The organism is Klebsiella sp. GG_Kp175 (assembly GCF_040062325.1).
GTDB classification, from domain to species: domain Bacteria; phylum Pseudomonadota; class Gammaproteobacteria; order Enterobacterales; family Enterobacteriaceae; genus Klebsiella; species Klebsiella quasipneumoniae.
Genome location: NZ_JBEAFX010000019.1, coordinates 1 through 13,673 on the forward strand (window position 1 = coordinate 1; position 13,673 = coordinate 13,673).

Annotated in this window: 14 protein-coding genes and 1 tRNA gene; all 15 read right to left on the minus strand. The window is 55.5% G+C overall.

The genetic code is table 11. The features are described 5' to 3' along the window. Nucleotides 1–180: 180 nt before the first annotated feature. Nucleotides 181–256 (minus strand) — tRNA-Lys (locus ABLU73_RS21335). A 161-nt stretch (nucleotides 257–417) separates the two neighbouring features. Continuing rightward, nucleotides 418–1,212, minus strand: a complete 795-nt coding sequence (cpoB, locus tag ABLU73_RS21340) for a cell division protein CpoB (protein WP_004886003.1) — start codon at nucleotides 1,210–1,212, stop codon at nucleotides 418–420. A gap of 9 nt (nucleotides 1,213–1,221) precedes the next feature. Then, nucleotides 1,222–1,746, minus strand: a complete 525-nt coding sequence (pal, locus tag ABLU73_RS21345) for a peptidoglycan-associated lipoprotein Pal (protein WP_002895068.1) — start codon at nucleotides 1,744–1,746, stop codon at nucleotides 1,222–1,224. Between the two features lie 34 nt (nucleotides 1,747–1,780). Further along, entirely contained in the window at nucleotides 1,781–3,073 is a 1,293-nt protein-coding gene (tolB, locus tag ABLU73_RS21350) for a Tol-Pal system beta propeller repeat protein TolB (protein WP_004885999.1), read from the minus strand. Nucleotides 3,074–3,205: 132 nt separating this feature from the next. After that, a complete protein-coding gene (tolA, locus tag ABLU73_RS21355; protein WP_264923469.1) occupies nucleotides 3,206–4,546 on the minus strand; it encodes a cell envelope integrity protein TolA in 1,341 nt (446 codons plus the stop codon). A 99-nt stretch (nucleotides 4,547–4,645) separates the two neighbouring features. Next, entirely contained in the window at nucleotides 4,646–5,074 is a 429-nt protein-coding gene (tolR, locus tag ABLU73_RS21360) for a colicin uptake protein TolR (RefSeq protein ID WP_002895061.1), read from the minus strand. Nucleotides 5,075–5,077: 3 nt separating this feature from the next. Continuing rightward, on the minus strand, nucleotides 5,078–5,770 hold the full coding sequence (tolQ, locus tag ABLU73_RS21365; protein ID WP_004152221.1) for a Tol-Pal system protein TolQ: 693 nt from the start codon (nucleotides 5,768–5,770) through the stop codon (nucleotides 5,078–5,080). After that, nucleotides 5,767–6,171: a tol-pal system-associated acyl-CoA thioesterase gene (gene ybgC, locus ABLU73_RS21370; protein ID WP_002895056.1), complete on the minus strand. Its 405-nt coding sequence runs from the start codon at nucleotides 6,169–6,171 to the stop codon at nucleotides 5,767–5,769. Before ybgC ends, tolQ begins: the two co-directional genes overlap by 4 nt. A gap of 149 nt (nucleotides 6,172–6,320) precedes the next feature. After that, complete coding sequence (ybgE, locus tag ABLU73_RS21375; RefSeq protein WP_002895053.1) at nucleotides 6,321–6,611, minus strand: cyd operon protein YbgE; 291 nt, start codon at nucleotides 6,609–6,611, stop codon at nucleotides 6,321–6,323. After that, nucleotides 6,611–6,727, minus strand: a complete 117-nt coding sequence (gene cydX / locus ABLU73_RS21380) for a cytochrome bd-I oxidase subunit CydX (protein WP_002895051.1) — start codon at nucleotides 6,725–6,727, stop codon at nucleotides 6,611–6,613. Before cydX ends, ybgE begins: the two co-directional genes overlap by 1 nt. A gap of 15 nt (nucleotides 6,728–6,742) precedes the next feature. Next, nucleotides 6,743–7,882, minus strand: coding sequence for a cytochrome d ubiquinol oxidase subunit II (gene cydB / locus ABLU73_RS21385; RefSeq protein ID WP_004885993.1), 1,140 nt, complete (start codon nucleotides 7,880–7,882; stop codon nucleotides 6,743–6,745). 15 nt (nucleotides 7,883–7,897) lie between these two features. Then, the gene (gene cydA, locus ABLU73_RS21390; RefSeq protein ID WP_264923485.1) at nucleotides 7,898–9,466 is read right to left on the minus strand and encodes a cytochrome ubiquinol oxidase subunit I; all 1,569 of its coding nucleotides are present in this window, start codon (nucleotides 9,464–9,466) and stop codon (nucleotides 7,898–7,900) included. Between the two features lie 827 nt (nucleotides 9,467–10,293). Further along, nucleotides 10,294–11,163, minus strand: a complete 870-nt coding sequence (gene sucD / locus ABLU73_RS21395) for a succinate--CoA ligase subunit alpha (RefSeq protein WP_004885990.1) — start codon at nucleotides 11,161–11,163, stop codon at nucleotides 10,294–10,296. Further along, nucleotides 11,163–12,329: an ADP-forming succinate--CoA ligase subunit beta gene (sucC, locus tag ABLU73_RS21400; RefSeq protein ID WP_348850433.1), complete on the minus strand. Its 1,167-nt coding sequence runs from the start codon at nucleotides 12,327–12,329 to the stop codon at nucleotides 11,163–11,165. Before sucC ends, sucD begins: the two co-directional genes overlap by 1 nt. Before the next feature lie 103 nt (nucleotides 12,330–12,432). Further along, nucleotides 12,433–13,659 (minus strand): 2-oxoglutarate dehydrogenase complex dihydrolipoyllysine-residue succinyltransferase, encoded by a 1,227-nt coding sequence (odhB, locus tag ABLU73_RS21405; protein ID WP_004885986.1) that lies wholly within the window; start codon nucleotides 13,657–13,659, stop codon nucleotides 12,433–12,435. Nucleotides 13,660–13,673 lie beyond the last annotated feature (14 nt).

Here is a 13,673-nt window from a genome sequence, read left to right on the forward strand (position 1 = left end):
AACCGCCGACCCCCTCCTTGTAAGGGAGGTGCTCTCCCAGCTGAGCTAATCACCCGATACTACGCTGGATACTGCTAATTGGTGGGTCGTGCAGGATGACTCGGCTTTGCCTCGCCCTATGGGCCGTTGCTGTCGCAACGTTATCCTTCACGTTTTACTATCGCGTTCCACCAGAACGATTGGTGGGTCGTGCAGGATTCGAACCTGCGACCAATTGATTAAAAGTCAACTGCTCTACCAACTGAGCTAACGACCCACTCTGGCGTCGCTTTGGGCTTGTTTGATATCCCTTGGCAACGGCGGCATATATTACTGATTTCAGAATTCAGCGCAACTAAAATTTCGATAAAGATCACTTAACTGCTGGCGATTCAGGCGACAAGACCAGAAATGATGCGATTTCTGGTCATGCCGTAATCAACCAAGGGCATTAAGTCGTTTTTGCGCTTGTTTCGCACCGTCGGTGCCGGGGAATTTGTTGATCACCTGCTGGTAAACCGCTTTCGCTTTCGCGGTATCACCTTTGTCCTGCATGATCACGCCGACCTTAAACATGGCGTCTGGCGCTTTTGGCGATTTCGGGTAGTTCTTCACCACCGAGGCGAAGTAAAACGCCGCATCGTCTTTTTTCCCCTTATTGTAGTTCAACTGTCCGAGCCAATAGTTGGCGTTCGGCTGATAAGTCGAATCCGGGTACTTTTTAACGAAGTTCTGGAACGCCGCCATGGCGTCATCCTGGCGTGAAGCATCCTTCACCAGGGCAATGGCCGCATTGTAATCGGTGTTCGCATCGCCGGTCATCGCCGGAGCGCCTGAAGAGGCCGCTGGCGCTGCGCTGGTAGCAGCCGCGCTCTGATCGCCGGAAGACGACGTCTGGGCGCCAGCCGCTGCTGCGCCACCCCCGCTCGTCAGCCCGTCAATCTGCAGCAGAATCTGCTTTTGACGCTCAACGATCTGATTCAGCTGATACTGGTTCTCCTGGATCTGACCACGGAGAGAATCAATGTCAGTCTGGTTATCAGAGAGTTGTTGCTGGAGTTGGGTTAAAAGCTGGCTGTGAGCATTGGAAATACGCTCAAGTTGAGTGACACGGTCTTCGACCGAGCCTGAGCCGACACTACTGATTGGCGCCTGAGCAAAAGCGGCCCAGGGGGCCGCTATGCCAACCAGTAACGACAGACTCAATAAATGATGTCTGAAGTTACTGCTCATGCAATTCTCTTAGTAAACCAGTACGGCGCGACGGTTTTTGGCATATGCCGCTTCGTCATGACCCAGTACTGCTGGTTTTTCTTTACCGTAAGAAACGATGGAGATCTGATCGGCAGAAACACCTTTGCCCTGCAGATACATCTTAACGGCGTTAGCACGACGCTCACCCAGCGCGATGTTGTATTCCGGCGTACCGCGCTCATCCGCGTGACCTTCTACAGTCACTTTGTAGGACGGGTTGCTGCGCAGGAAGTTAGCGTGCGCGTCCAGCATGGCAGCGAAGTCAGAACGGATATCGTACTTGTCCAGATCGAAGTAAACGATGTTGTTCTGCTGCAGCTGCTGCATCTGCAGACGAGCTTGCTCTTCAGAAGACATGTTGCCGCCGTTACCGTTAGCGTCCATACCAGTGCCGGCACCCAGCATGCCTTCACCGCTCTGGTCGTTGCTGGCGTTCTTGTTAGAAGAACATGCCGCGATTGCCATAACCGGCAGAGCGATCATCAGCCCTTTCAGCACTTTGTTCAGTTGCATTTCTTTGATTCCTTTAATAATCAATTATTTATTATCACAGATACGGCGACCAGGCAGGTGATTTTACCTGTCCATCAGTTGCCGGAAGACGCGCTTTGAAACGCCCATCTGTAGAAACCAGATTCAGCACGGATCCCATCCCCTGAGAAGAGCTGTAGATTACCATAGTGCCGTTAGGTGCCAGACTTGGCGTTTCGTCTAAAAACGTTGATGACAGAACCTGTACACCACCCGCTTCCAGATCTTGTTTGGCAATGTGCTGCTGGCCGCCGGCCGAGCTGACCATTACCATCGTTTTACCATCCGCGCTCACGTCAGCGTCCTGGTTCTGCGAACCTTCCCAGGTGATACGCTGCGGCGTGCCGCCATTAATATTGACTTTATACACCTGCGGACGACCTGCCTGATCAGAGGTGAAGGCCAGGTTCTGGCTGTCCGGGAACCAGCTTGGTTCGGTGTTGTTGCTGCGACCGTTGGTCACCTGACGAATCTGACCCGAGCCCAGATCCATCACGTACAGGTTCAGGCTACCGGTTTTCGACAGCGCGAAAGCCAGTTTAGAGCCATCCGGCGAGAACGCCGGCGCGCCGTTGTGCTGCGGGAAGGAGGCAATCTGACGCACTGCGCCGTTCGCCAGGGTCTGCACCACCAGCGCAGAACGACCGCTTTCGAAGGTTACGTAAGCCAGTTTTGAACCGTCCGGAGACCAGGCCGGGGACATCAGCGGCTGGGAGGAGCGGTGAACCACGAACTGGTTGTAGCCATCATAATCGGAGACACGCAGCTCATACGGGAACTGACCGCCGTTGGTCTGCACCACGTAGGCGATACGGGTACGGAAGGCGCCTTTAATACCAGTCAGCTTTTCAAATACCGCATCGCTGGCAGTGTGCGCTGCATAGCGCAGGTACTGCTTAGTGACTTTGAAAGAGCCTTGCGCCAGCGTTGTGCCCGGCGCACCGCCGGTATCCACCAGCTGATACGCGACCTGATAAGAACCATCCGGGTTTGACGTCACCTGACCGACGACCACGGCGTCAATACCCAGCGCAGACCAGGCTGCAGGCTGCACTTCCTGGGGACTGGTCGGCTGCTGCGGCAGACGCGAGCGATCCAGCGGGTTGAATTTACCGCTGTTGCGCAGGTCAGCTGCCACGATACCGCCAACATCTTCCGGCGCAGCGCCCTGGCCGGCCCACTGGAACGGTACCACGCCGATGGGGCGCGCCGAGTCCACCCCCTGGGTGATCTCGATACGTACTTCTGCGTGCAGCACCGCCGCCCACAGCATTAAAAAACCAAATGCTACTCGTAATGCCTGCTTCATCATATCTCCCTTATCCGGGCGGAAAGCCCACGATAATTTAGCAGAATGTTAACAAACTCAAATACACAAAACTACCAAAACCCATGACCGCCCTATTTTCTTTCCCCCCGCTAACGCGGGGAGAAAAAGCGCTTAAGGTTTGAAGTCCAGTGGCGCATTTTTGAACGTTTCATAAACAGCCTGCGACGGCGGTTTAGGGAATTTGCTCATCCGACTGGTAGCCGCCAGCATTTGCTGGCAGAAAGCCGTATCGCCGCCTTCCGATTTCACACTCAACAACGTTCCATCCTGAGCCAGGTTTACGCGCAACGTACATACTTTACCCTTGTACGTATCCCAGTCATAGAGATGTCCTTTAATCGCGGCCTGCACCTGCGAAATATAGCTGGCAATCTCCGCCTGAGATGCACCGCCCTGCCCCGGTTTACTTCCTTTAGCAGGTGAAGAGCCACCTGTGCTACCGCTGGTGCTACCTTTCGGCGCATTCTTACCAGAGCTCAGATCGCCGAGCAGGTCGTCAACGCCGTCCGCTTCTTTCGCTGCAGCCGCTTTCTTCGCTGCCGCGGCTTTTGCTGCTGCCGCTTTGGCCGCTTTATCAGCCGCCGCCTTCTCAGCAGCTGCCGCTTTGGCTGCCGCTGCTTTTTCAGCTGCGGCGGCTTTCTCGGCGGCGGCCTTCTCCGCGGCCGCTTTTTGCGCGGCCGCTTTCTCAGCTGCTTTTTCGGCGGCTTTTTCTGCAGCCGCTTTTTCAGCCGCTGCCTGTTTAGCCGCTTCCTGCTGGGCCTTCTTCTCCGCTTCCTGTTGCGCTTTCTTCGCCGCTGCCGCTTCTGCTTTCTTCTGCGCCTCTGCCGCGGCTTTCGCCGCTTCGGCTTCCGCCTGTTTCTTCGCCTCGGCAGCGGCTTTCGCTGCAGCGGCTTCGGCCTGCTTCTTCGCGTCAGCAGCCGCCTTGGCCGCCGCCTGTTCTGCCGCTTTCGCCTGGGCATCCGCCTTCGCTTTCGCCTCGGCGGCCGCTTTGGCAGCGGCTTCCTGCGCTTCTTTTGCCTGTGCGTCCGCTTTGGCTTTTGCCGCCGCGGCGGCCTTGGCAGCCGCTTCTTCAGCCTGCTTCTGCTGCTCCTTCGCTTCTTTCGCCGCTTCCTGCGCCTGCAGCCGCTCCTGTTCGAGCTGTTTCAGCCGTTCCTGTTCCGCCGCCTGTTTCTCACGTAACTCTTCCGCCTGCTGCTGCGCCTGTTTTTCACGCTGTTCAGCGGCGCGACGTGCGCTGGCCTGCTGCTGTTGCTGACGGTTATAGTTATTTACCACCGCCCCCGGATCGACCATGACGGCATCAATCGACGATCCCCCGCCGCCGCCGGCAGAGGCATCCAGATGCTCGTCAAACGAACTCCAGATCAGCAGCGCGATCAGTATGATGTGCAGCGCGACTGAAATGATGATCGCTCGTTTAAGCTTGTCGTTTTGTTCGGTTGCCTTTGACACTATCGGTTCCCAAAAACTGTTCGCCTGTACCCGCGATGCGCACCGACGGCGAGCGATACTCGCCGCCGAACGCCGCGCGGACGCACCTACCTGAAGCGATTAAATAGGTTTGGTCATCAAGCCGACCGATTTAACCCCTGCACTATGCAACAGGTTCAGCGCTTTAATAATTTCATCGTAAGGGACGTCTTTCGCACCGCCGATCAGGAATACCGTTTTCTCATTGGCTTCAAGACGACGCTTCGCTTCGGCAATCACCTGCTCCGGCGGCAGCTGGGACAGCGTCTCCTGCCCCACTTTCACGCTGTACTGCCCTACCCCGGAGACTTCCACAATCACCGGCGGATCGTCATTGCTTTTCACCGCTTGCGATTCCGTGGCGTCCGGCAGATCGACTTCCACGCTCTGCGTAATGATCGGCGCCGTTGCCATAAAGATCAGCAACAGCACCAGCAGGACATCCAGCAGCGGAACGATGTTGATCTCGGACTTCAGTTCGCGACGTCCGCGTCCACGTGCTCTGGCCATGGCTTACCCCTTATTGCTTTCGCTGGTGGTAAAAGCCTGACGGTGCAGAATGGCGGTGAACTCTTCCATAAAGTTGTCGTAATTCAGTTCAAGCTTGTTCACGCGCTGGTTCAGGCGGTTATACGCCATGACCGCCGGGATAGCAGCGAACAGACCGATCGCAGTGGCGATCAGCGCTTCGGCGATACCCGGCGCCACCATCTGCAGGGTGGCCTGCTTCACCGCGCCAAGAGCGATAAAGGCGTGCATGATCCCCCAAACGGTACCGAACAGACCGATATACGGGCTGATGGAGCCTACGGTGCCGAGGAACGGAATATGGGTCTCCAGCGTTTCCAGCTCGCGGTTCATCGAAATACGCATCGCGCGCGATGCCCCTTCGACGATCGCCTCCGGCGCATGGCTGTTGGCCCGATGCAAGCGCGCAAACTCTTTGAAGCCGCTGTAGAAGATCTGCTCCGAACCGGTCAGATTATCGCGACGCCCCTGGCTTTCCTGATACAAACGGGACAGTTCAATCCCGGACCAGAATTTGTCCTCGAACGCTTCAGCTTCGCGCGCGGCCGAGTTAAGGATACGCGTTCTCTGAATAATGATAGCCCAGGAAGCGATAGAAAAACCAATCAAAATCAACATGATAAGTTTAACCAGAAGGCTCGCCTTCAGGAACAAATCAAGGATATTCATGTCAGTCACTGCTTAAACTCCGCGACAATAGACTTGGGAAGCGCACGTGGCTTCATTAAGAGTGGATCAACGCACACAATGAGAACCTCAGCTTCGTTTAACACTGTATTCTCGGCGTTGACGATTCGCTGCGTGAAAACCAAAGAGGTGCCGCGCATCGAGGTAATTTCCGTCTGGACTTCGAGCATGTCGTCGAGCCTGGCGGGGGCAAAATACTCCAGCGTCATTTTGCGAACCACGAAGGCAACGCGTTCAGCCAACAGAACCTGTTGACTAAAGTGATGGTGGCGCAGCATCTCTGTGCGTGCTCTTTCATAAAAAGCGACGTAACTGGCGTGGTAAACCACACCACCGGCGTCGGTATCTTCGTAGTAGACCCGAACCGGCCATCGAAACAGCGTTGTATTCACTTTACATCCCGGTAATGCAAAAAAAGGTTAGAGCTTTCAAACTTCGCTACTATACGCGCGGGAAAGGTGGTTTGGAATGGGGGAAAGTAAACGGGGCGTAAATTTTTATGGGCTTATGCAAGCCCATAGCATTAACAGAGATCTCTTATTCAAAAGAAGAAAAAGAAGAGACCTAAAGCGAGCACGATATCAGCGATAAGCGGACAAAAAATCCCCTGCCAGTGAACGGCACGCGGGCGGAAGCCCACGCCGTGAATAACGCCGCTGCAAACTGCCCACATCAGCAAGAAACCATGCCAGATTTCCAGCTCGCTGGTCTTCGCGGCAAAGCGCGACGGATCCCAGAAGATGCAGCCTGCCAGCAGCAGCGCCATCAATAAGGAAAGCGCCCGGAGCGGGCGCTTGTCCATTATCGCGTACAGAGTAGCGATAAATTTCATCAGATTTCTTCTTTCTTCCCGGCTTTGGTGGCTTCCACGTGCTCAAGCGCCAGCGCGGTAATCACCCCAAAGGCACAGGCAAGAAGCGTTCCCAAAATCCATGCGAAGTACCACATATATAGCTCCTTACCTTAGTACAGCGAGTGGGTGTTCTTTTCGATGTCTTCGCGCGTGATGCGGCCAAACATTTTCCAGTAACACCAGCTGGTGTAGCCCAGAATGATCGGCACGAAGACAATCGCCACGTAGGTCATCAGATTCAGCGTCCGCTGGCTGGAGGTCGCGTCCCACATCGTCAGGCTGGCGTTCAGCATGGTGCTGGACGGCATGATGAACGGGAACATCGCGATACCGGCAGTCAGAATGATGCAGGCCAGGGTCAGCGAGGAGAACAGGAATGCCCAGGCGCCTTTATCCGCTTTGGTCGAAACGACGGTCAGCAGCGGCAGCACCACGCCCAGGGCAGGGATCGCCCACAGCGCTGGCATATTGTTAAAGTTCACCATCCACGCACCAGCTTCACGCACCACTTCTTTGGTCAGCGGATTAGACGGGCCGGTATGGTCAATCACCGATTTCACCACATAGCCGTCGATACCGTAGTAGACCCACACGCCCGCCAGCGCGAAGCAGACCAGCGTCACCAGCGCCGCCACCGTGGAGACGGTGCGGGTGCGCAGGTGCAGTTCGCCTACGGTACGCATCTGCAGGTAGGTCGCGCCCTGGGTCAGGATCATCGCCACGCTGACGATACCGGCCAGCAGACCAAACGGGTTCAGCAGCTGGAAGAAATTACCGGTATAGAAGAGACGCAGGTATTCGTCGACATGGAACGGCACGCCCTGCAGCAGGTTGCCGAAGGCCACGCCAATCACCAGCGGCGGCACGAAGCTGCCGATGAAGATGCCCCAGTCCCACATGTTGCGCCAGCGGGTGTCCTCGATCTTGGAACGGTAGTCGAAACCGACCGGACGGAAGAACAACGAGGCCAGCACCAGAATCATCGCCACATAGAAACCGGAGAACGCCGCGGCGTAGACCATCGGCCAGGCAGCGAACAGCGCGCCGCCGGCGGTGATCAGCCACACCTGGTTACCGTCCCAGTGCGGGGCGATGGCGTTGATCATAATCCGACGCTCGGTGTCGTTACGGCCGAGGAAGCGGGTGAGCATGCCCACCCCCATGTCGAACCCGTCGGCGACGGCGAAGCCAATCAGCAGGATGCCAATCAGCAGCCACCAGATAAAACGCAATACTTCATAATCGATCATTTGACGACTCCTGTCTTAGCGTGCCGACTGAATAGCCGCAGAGGACTGTTCAAAGTGATAGCGGCCGGTTTTCAGGCTGCTAGGTCCTTTGCGGGCAAACTTGAACATCAGGAACAGTTCAGCCACCAGGAACAGCGTGTACAGGCCGCAGATCAGCAACATAGAGAAGATCAGATCGCCCGCGGTCAGCGACGAGTTGGCCACCGCCGTCGGCAGGACTTCACCAATCGCCCACGGCTGACGGCCGTATTCGGCAACAAACCAGCCCGACTCCACGGCAATCCATGGCAGCGGCAAGCCATAGAACGCGGCGCGCAGCAGCCATTTTTTCTCGCCGATACGGTTACGGATCACGCTCCAGAAGGAGGCGCCGATAATCAACAGCATCAGGATGCCGCACGCCACCATGATACGGAAGGCGAAGTACAGCGGTGCGACGCTTGGAATAGAGTCTTTGGTCGCTTTGGCGATCTGCTCTTCCGTGGCGTCAGCGACGTTCGAGGTATAGCGTTTCAGCAGCAGACCATAGCCAAGATCTTTCTTCACGTTATTGAACTGGTCGCGAACGGCCTGGTCGGTGGAACCGGCGCGCAGTTGCTCCAGCAGCGCATAGGCCTTCATGCCGTTACGGATACGCTCTTCGTGCTGAACCATCAGATCCTTCAGACCGATAACCGGCTTATCCACCGAGCGGGTGGCAATGATGCCCAGCGCGTAAGGGATCTGGATGGCGAAGTGGTTGGTTTGCGCATTCTGATCGGGAATACCAAACAGGGTAAAGGCCGCCGGCGCAGGCTGGGTTTCCCACTCTGCTTCGATAGCCGCCAGTTTGGTTTTCTGCACGTCGCCCATTTCGTAACCAGATTCGTCACCCAGCACAATAACGGAGAGGATCGCTGCCATACCGAAGCTGGCTGCGATGGCAAAGGAGCGCTTAGCAAAGGCAAAGTCACGGCCTTTCAGCATGTACCAGGAGCTGATAGCCAGGATGAACATCGCACCGGTGACATAGCCAGACGCCACGGTGTGAACGAATTTCACCTGAGCAACCGGGTTGAGCACCAGTTCGGAGAAGCTAACCATCTCCATACGCATGGTTTCAAAGTTGAAGTCCGATGCGATAGGGTTCTGCATCCAGCCGTTTGCGACGAGGATCCACAGCGCGGAGAGGTTGGAGCCCAGTGCGACCAGCCAGGTGACGGCCATGTGCTGAACTTTACCCAGACGATCCCAACCGAAGAAGAACAGACCTACAAAGGTGGATTCGAGGAAGAAGGCCATCAGACCTTCAATGGCCAGCGGCGCACCGAAGATATCCCCCACGTAGTGTGAGTAATACGACCAGTTAGTCCCGAACTGGAACTCCATGGTCAGACCGGTCGCCACACCCAGCGCGAAGTTGATACCAAACAACTTGCCCCAGAATTTGGTCATATCTTTATAAATCTGTTTGCCGGAAAGGACGTAGACCGTTTCCATAATGGCCAGCAGGAACGCCATACCGAGCGTCAGTGGCACAAACAGGAAGTGGTACATCGCGGTCAAGGCAAACTGTAAGCGCGACAGTTCGACTATATCTAACATCATGACTCCTTGCTCATCGCATGAAGACTCCGAAAATGAACCGAGAAGCTCTGGCTCATACGCATGCCCCAATACAAATTTTTATTTGTCGCCCGCCCGGAGCGGGTTTCAATCGAAAGTGAAACCACGCCAGGACAAGGTTACAAATACGTTAACGAAAAACCCAATTGATTCCCCAATATATTACGCCGCAATAACCTTACAATAAATATGTTTTTATTGTTCCAGTTTTACATTTTTCGACGGTGATCAATATATAGCGAAGATGGCCAGTTTAGGCCAATTTGACTTGAGACAATTTAACGTTTTTTGAAGGATTTTTCCAAGCATTAAGTATTGATATAAATCAATTTTTACTCTACGTGTTAATTATGTAGCCCAATAAAGAATATTGGTAAACTTAATGTTAATACTGTGTTTAAAGTATACTTTGATTGGTTACTAAAAAGGGAGAGATGAGAATCATAGGTAATATTATTTAACGCCGCAGGAAAAAAAAGAAAAAAAGAGCCGATCCGATTAATGCTAGACCGCTCACAGTATTTTTTCCTGTTTTCTTATCCCCTCCCCACTCTTTTTTTTAGTGTCTGTTTTGCTTCCCTCCGGTACGGCCAGGGCATATTTTCCTTTCCGACAACCGCACGTCGAGAATATTTATGAAATAATTCTTAAAATCAATATGATAGATAAGGTTTTCGCCAAACGCGGGGTTTGCTGGCTCAGCGGCTTTCGGGAGAAGCGGATAACGGCCAAAAAAAAGGCCACCTGACGGTGGCCAACCATGTCGAAATCGGACAGATTTCTGCTTGCGGACAAGCAGAGAGGGTTTACTTGATGATCGCTTTCAGCGCTTCGCCGATATCGGCCAGGCTGCGAACGGTTTTCACACCGGCTGCTTCCAGGGCTGCGAATTTCTCATCAGCAGTACCTTTACCGCCAGCGATGATGGCGCCCGCATGGCCCATACGCTTGCCTTTCGGCGCGGTCACGCCCGCGATGTAGCCGACAACCGGCTTGGTCACGTGCTCTTTGATGTAGGCAGCCGCTTCTTCTTCCGCGCTGCCGCCGATCTCACCGATCATGACGATAGCTTCGGTCTGCGGGTCTTCCTGGAACAGCTTCAGGATATCGATGAAGTTAGAGCCCGGGATCGGGTCGCCGCCGATACCGACGCAGGTAGACTGGCCGAAGCCGTAGTCGGTGGTCTGCTTAACCGCTTCATAGGTCAGGGTACCGGAACGGGAAACGATGCCCACTTTACCCGGCTTGTGAATGTGACCCGGCATGATGCCGATTTTGCATTCGCCCGGGGTGATAACGCCTGGGCAGTTCGGGCCGATCATGCGCACGCCCGCTTCGTCCAGTTTCACTTTCACGGTCAGCATATCCAGGGTCGGGATACCTTCGGTGATGGTGATGATAAGCTTAATGCCCGCGTCAATCGCTTCCAGAATGGAATCTTTGCAGAACGGCGCCGGAACGTAGATCACGGTCGCGGTAGCGCCGGTCGCTTCAACGGCTTCGCGCACGGTGTTGAACACCGGCAGGCCCAGGTGCGTGGTGCCGCCTTTGCCTGGCGTCACGCCGCCAACCATTTGCGTACCGTAAGCGATCGCTTGTTCAGAGTGGAAGGTCCCCTGGCTACCGGTGAAGCCCTGGCAGATAACCTTGGTATCTTTATTAATTAAAACTGACATTATTTCCCCTCCACTGCGGCAACAACCTGCTGTGCTGCGTCCGTCAGACTTTTCGCTGCAATAATATTCAGGCCGCTGTCAGCCAGTTTTTTCGCGCCCAGTTCGGCGTTGTTACCTTCCAGACGAACCACCACCGGAACGTTAACCCCAACTTCCGCTACCGCACCGATGATACCGTCAGCGATCAGGTCGCAGCGTACGATACCGCCGAAGATGTTCACCAGAACCGCTTTCACGTTGTCATCAGAGAGGATGATTTTGAACGCTTCGGTGACGCGCTCTTTGGTGGCGCCGCCGCCCACGTCGAGGAAGTTAGCCGGTTCGCCGCCGTGCAGTTTAACGATGTCCATGGTACCCATCGCCAGGCCCGCGCCGTTAACCATGCAACCAATGTTGCCGTCCAGCGCGACGTAGTTCAGTTCCCACTGCGCAGCCTGCGCTTCACGCGGATCTTCCTGAGACTGGTCGCGCATTTCGCGCAGATCCGGCTGGCGGAACAGCGCGTTGCCGTCAGCGCCCAGTTTGCCGTCCAGGCAGATCAGATCGCCCTGCTTGGTGATCACCAGCGGGTTAATTTCGATCAGCGCCAGGTCGCGCTCCAGGAAAATGGTCGCCAGACCCATGAAAATCTTAGTGAACTGCTGAACCTGCTTACCTTCCAGGCCCAGTTTGAACGCCAGTTCACGGCCCTGGTAAGGCATCGGGCCCGCCAGCGGATCGATGGCGATCTTGTGGATCAGGTGCGGAGTCTCTTCCGCCACTTTTTCGATTTCCACGCCGCCTTCAGTAGAGGCCATGAACACCACGCGACGGGAACTACGGTCAACGACCGCGCCCAGGTACAGCTCTTTGTCAATATCGGTCGCCGCTTCAACCAGGATCTGGTTAACCGGCTGGCCGTTCGCATCTGTTTGATAGGTCACCAGATGTTTGCCCAGCCAGTGCTCGGCAAATGCGCGGATCTCTTCTTTGCTCTTCACCACTTTCACACCGCCCGCTTTGCCGCGGCCACCAGCGTGAACCTGACATTTCACTACCCACGGACCCGCGCCGATTTTTGAAGCGGCTTCTTCTGCTTCACGCGGAGTAGTACAGGCATAACCCACCGGCGCCGGTAAGCCATAGCGGGCAAAAAGTTGTTTTGCCTGATATTCATGTAAGTTCATGTGTTCAGTCCATCCTTCAGGGTGTAATTATCTTTAAACCTGTAGGCCTGATAACGGCGCTAACGCGTGTTATCCGGCCTACGGTAGGTAATACGCTTGCTGACTACACGTCCAGCAGCAGACGGGTCGGATCTTCCAGCAGCTCTTTAATCGCCACCAGGAAGCCTACCGACTCACGTCCGTCGATCAGACGGTGGTCGTAGGAGAGCGCCAGGTACATCATCGGCAGGATCTCTACCTTGCCATTCACCGCCATCGGGCGGTCTTTAATGGCATGCATACCCAGGATGGCGCTCTGCGGTGGGTTGATGATCGGCGTGGACATCAGGGAGCCGAACACGCCGCCGTTGGTAATGGTGAAGTTACCGCCGGTCAGGTCATCTACGGTCAGCTTGCCGTCGCGGCCTTTCACTGCCAGCTCTTTAATATTCTTTTCGATATCCGCCATGCCCAGCAGGTCGACGTCACGCAGAACCGGGGTGACCAGGCCGCGCGGGGTGGATACGGCCATGCTGACGTCGAAGTAGTTGTGGTACACCACGTCGTCGCCATCGATGGAAGCGTTCACTTCCGGATAGCGTTTCAGCGCTTCCACTACCGCTTTCACGTAGAAGGACATAAAGCCCAGACGGATGCCGTGACGTTTTTCGAACGCCTCACCGTACTGCTTACGCAGATCCATGATTGGCTTCATGTTGACTTCGTTGAACGTGGTCAGCATGGCGGTGGAGTTTTTCGCTTCCAGCAGACGCTCGGCCACGCGTTTACGCAGGCGGGTCATCGGGACGCGTTTTTCAGAACGATTGCCCAGCTGCGGCGCCGGCGCGACTGCCGCGGCGGAGGCTGGCGCTTTGGCTTCTGCCGGCGCCGGGGCTTTCGCCAGATGTTTCTCAACGTCTTCGCGGGTCAGACGGCCGCCGACGCCAGTGCCTTTGATGGCCGCTGCGTCGAGGTTGTGTTCAGCCAGCAGACGACGGATCGCCGGGCTCAGCGCGTCGTTGTTCTGCTCTTCCAGAGAAGCCTGCTGACGCTGCGCCGGCGTGGACGCCTTCGCATCGGCTTTTTCGCTGCTTTCTTTACCTGCGCTGTTACCTTCGCGCAGGCGGCCAAGGATCTGGCGAGACAGGACGGTAGCGCCCTCGTCTTCCAGCACTGCATCCAGAATGCCGTCCGCTGATGCCGGTACTTCCAGTACCACTTTGTCAGTTTCGATTTCGACCAGGACTTCGTCACGGACGACCGCGTCGCCCGGTTTTTTGTGCCAGGTGGCGACGGTTGCGTCAGCTACGGACTCAGGCAGGTCGGGAACCAGAATATCTACGCTACTCATTGTGTATCCTTTAA

Excerpts from the sequence above, each read along its gene's own strand:
- cydX (WP_002895051.1), bottom strand. The coding sequence starts at position 6,727 with ATGTGGTACTTCGCATGGATTTTGGGAACGCTTCTTGCCTGTGCCTTT.
- tolB (WP_004885999.1), bottom strand. The coding sequence starts at position 3,073 with ATGAAGCAGGCATTACGAGTAGCATTTGGTTTTTTAATGCTGTGGGCG.
- cpoB (WP_004886003.1), bottom strand. The coding sequence starts at position 1,212 with ATGAGCAGTAACTTCAGACATCATTTATTGAGTCTGTCGTTACTGGTT.
- sucD (WP_004885990.1), bottom strand. The coding sequence starts at position 11,163 with ATGTCAGTTTTAATTAATAAAGATACCAAGGTTATCTGCCAGGGCTTC.
- odhB (WP_004885986.1), bottom strand. The coding sequence starts at position 13,659 with ATGAGTAGCGTAGATATTCTGGTTCCCGACCTGCCTGAGTCCGTAGCT.
- cydB (WP_004885993.1), bottom strand. The coding sequence starts at position 7,882 with ATGATCGATTATGAAGTATTGCGTTTTATCTGGTGGCTGCTGATTGGC.
- pal (WP_002895068.1), bottom strand. The coding sequence starts at position 1,746 with ATGCAACTGAACAAAGTGCTGAAAGGGCTGATGATCGCTCTGCCGGTT.
- cydA (WP_264923485.1), bottom strand. The coding sequence starts at position 9,466 with ATGTTAGATATAGTCGAACTGTCGCGCTTACAGTTTGCCTTGACCGCG.
- ybgE (WP_002895053.1), bottom strand. The coding sequence starts at position 6,611 with ATGAAATTTATCGCTACTCTGTACGCGATAATGGACAAGCGCCCGCTC.
- sucC (WP_348850433.1), bottom strand. The coding sequence starts at position 12,329 with ATGAACTTACATGAATATCAGGCAAAACAACTTTTTGCCCGCTATGGC.
- tolR (WP_002895061.1), bottom strand. The coding sequence starts at position 5,074 with ATGGCCAGAGCACGTGGACGCGGACGTCGCGAACTGAAGTCCGAGATC.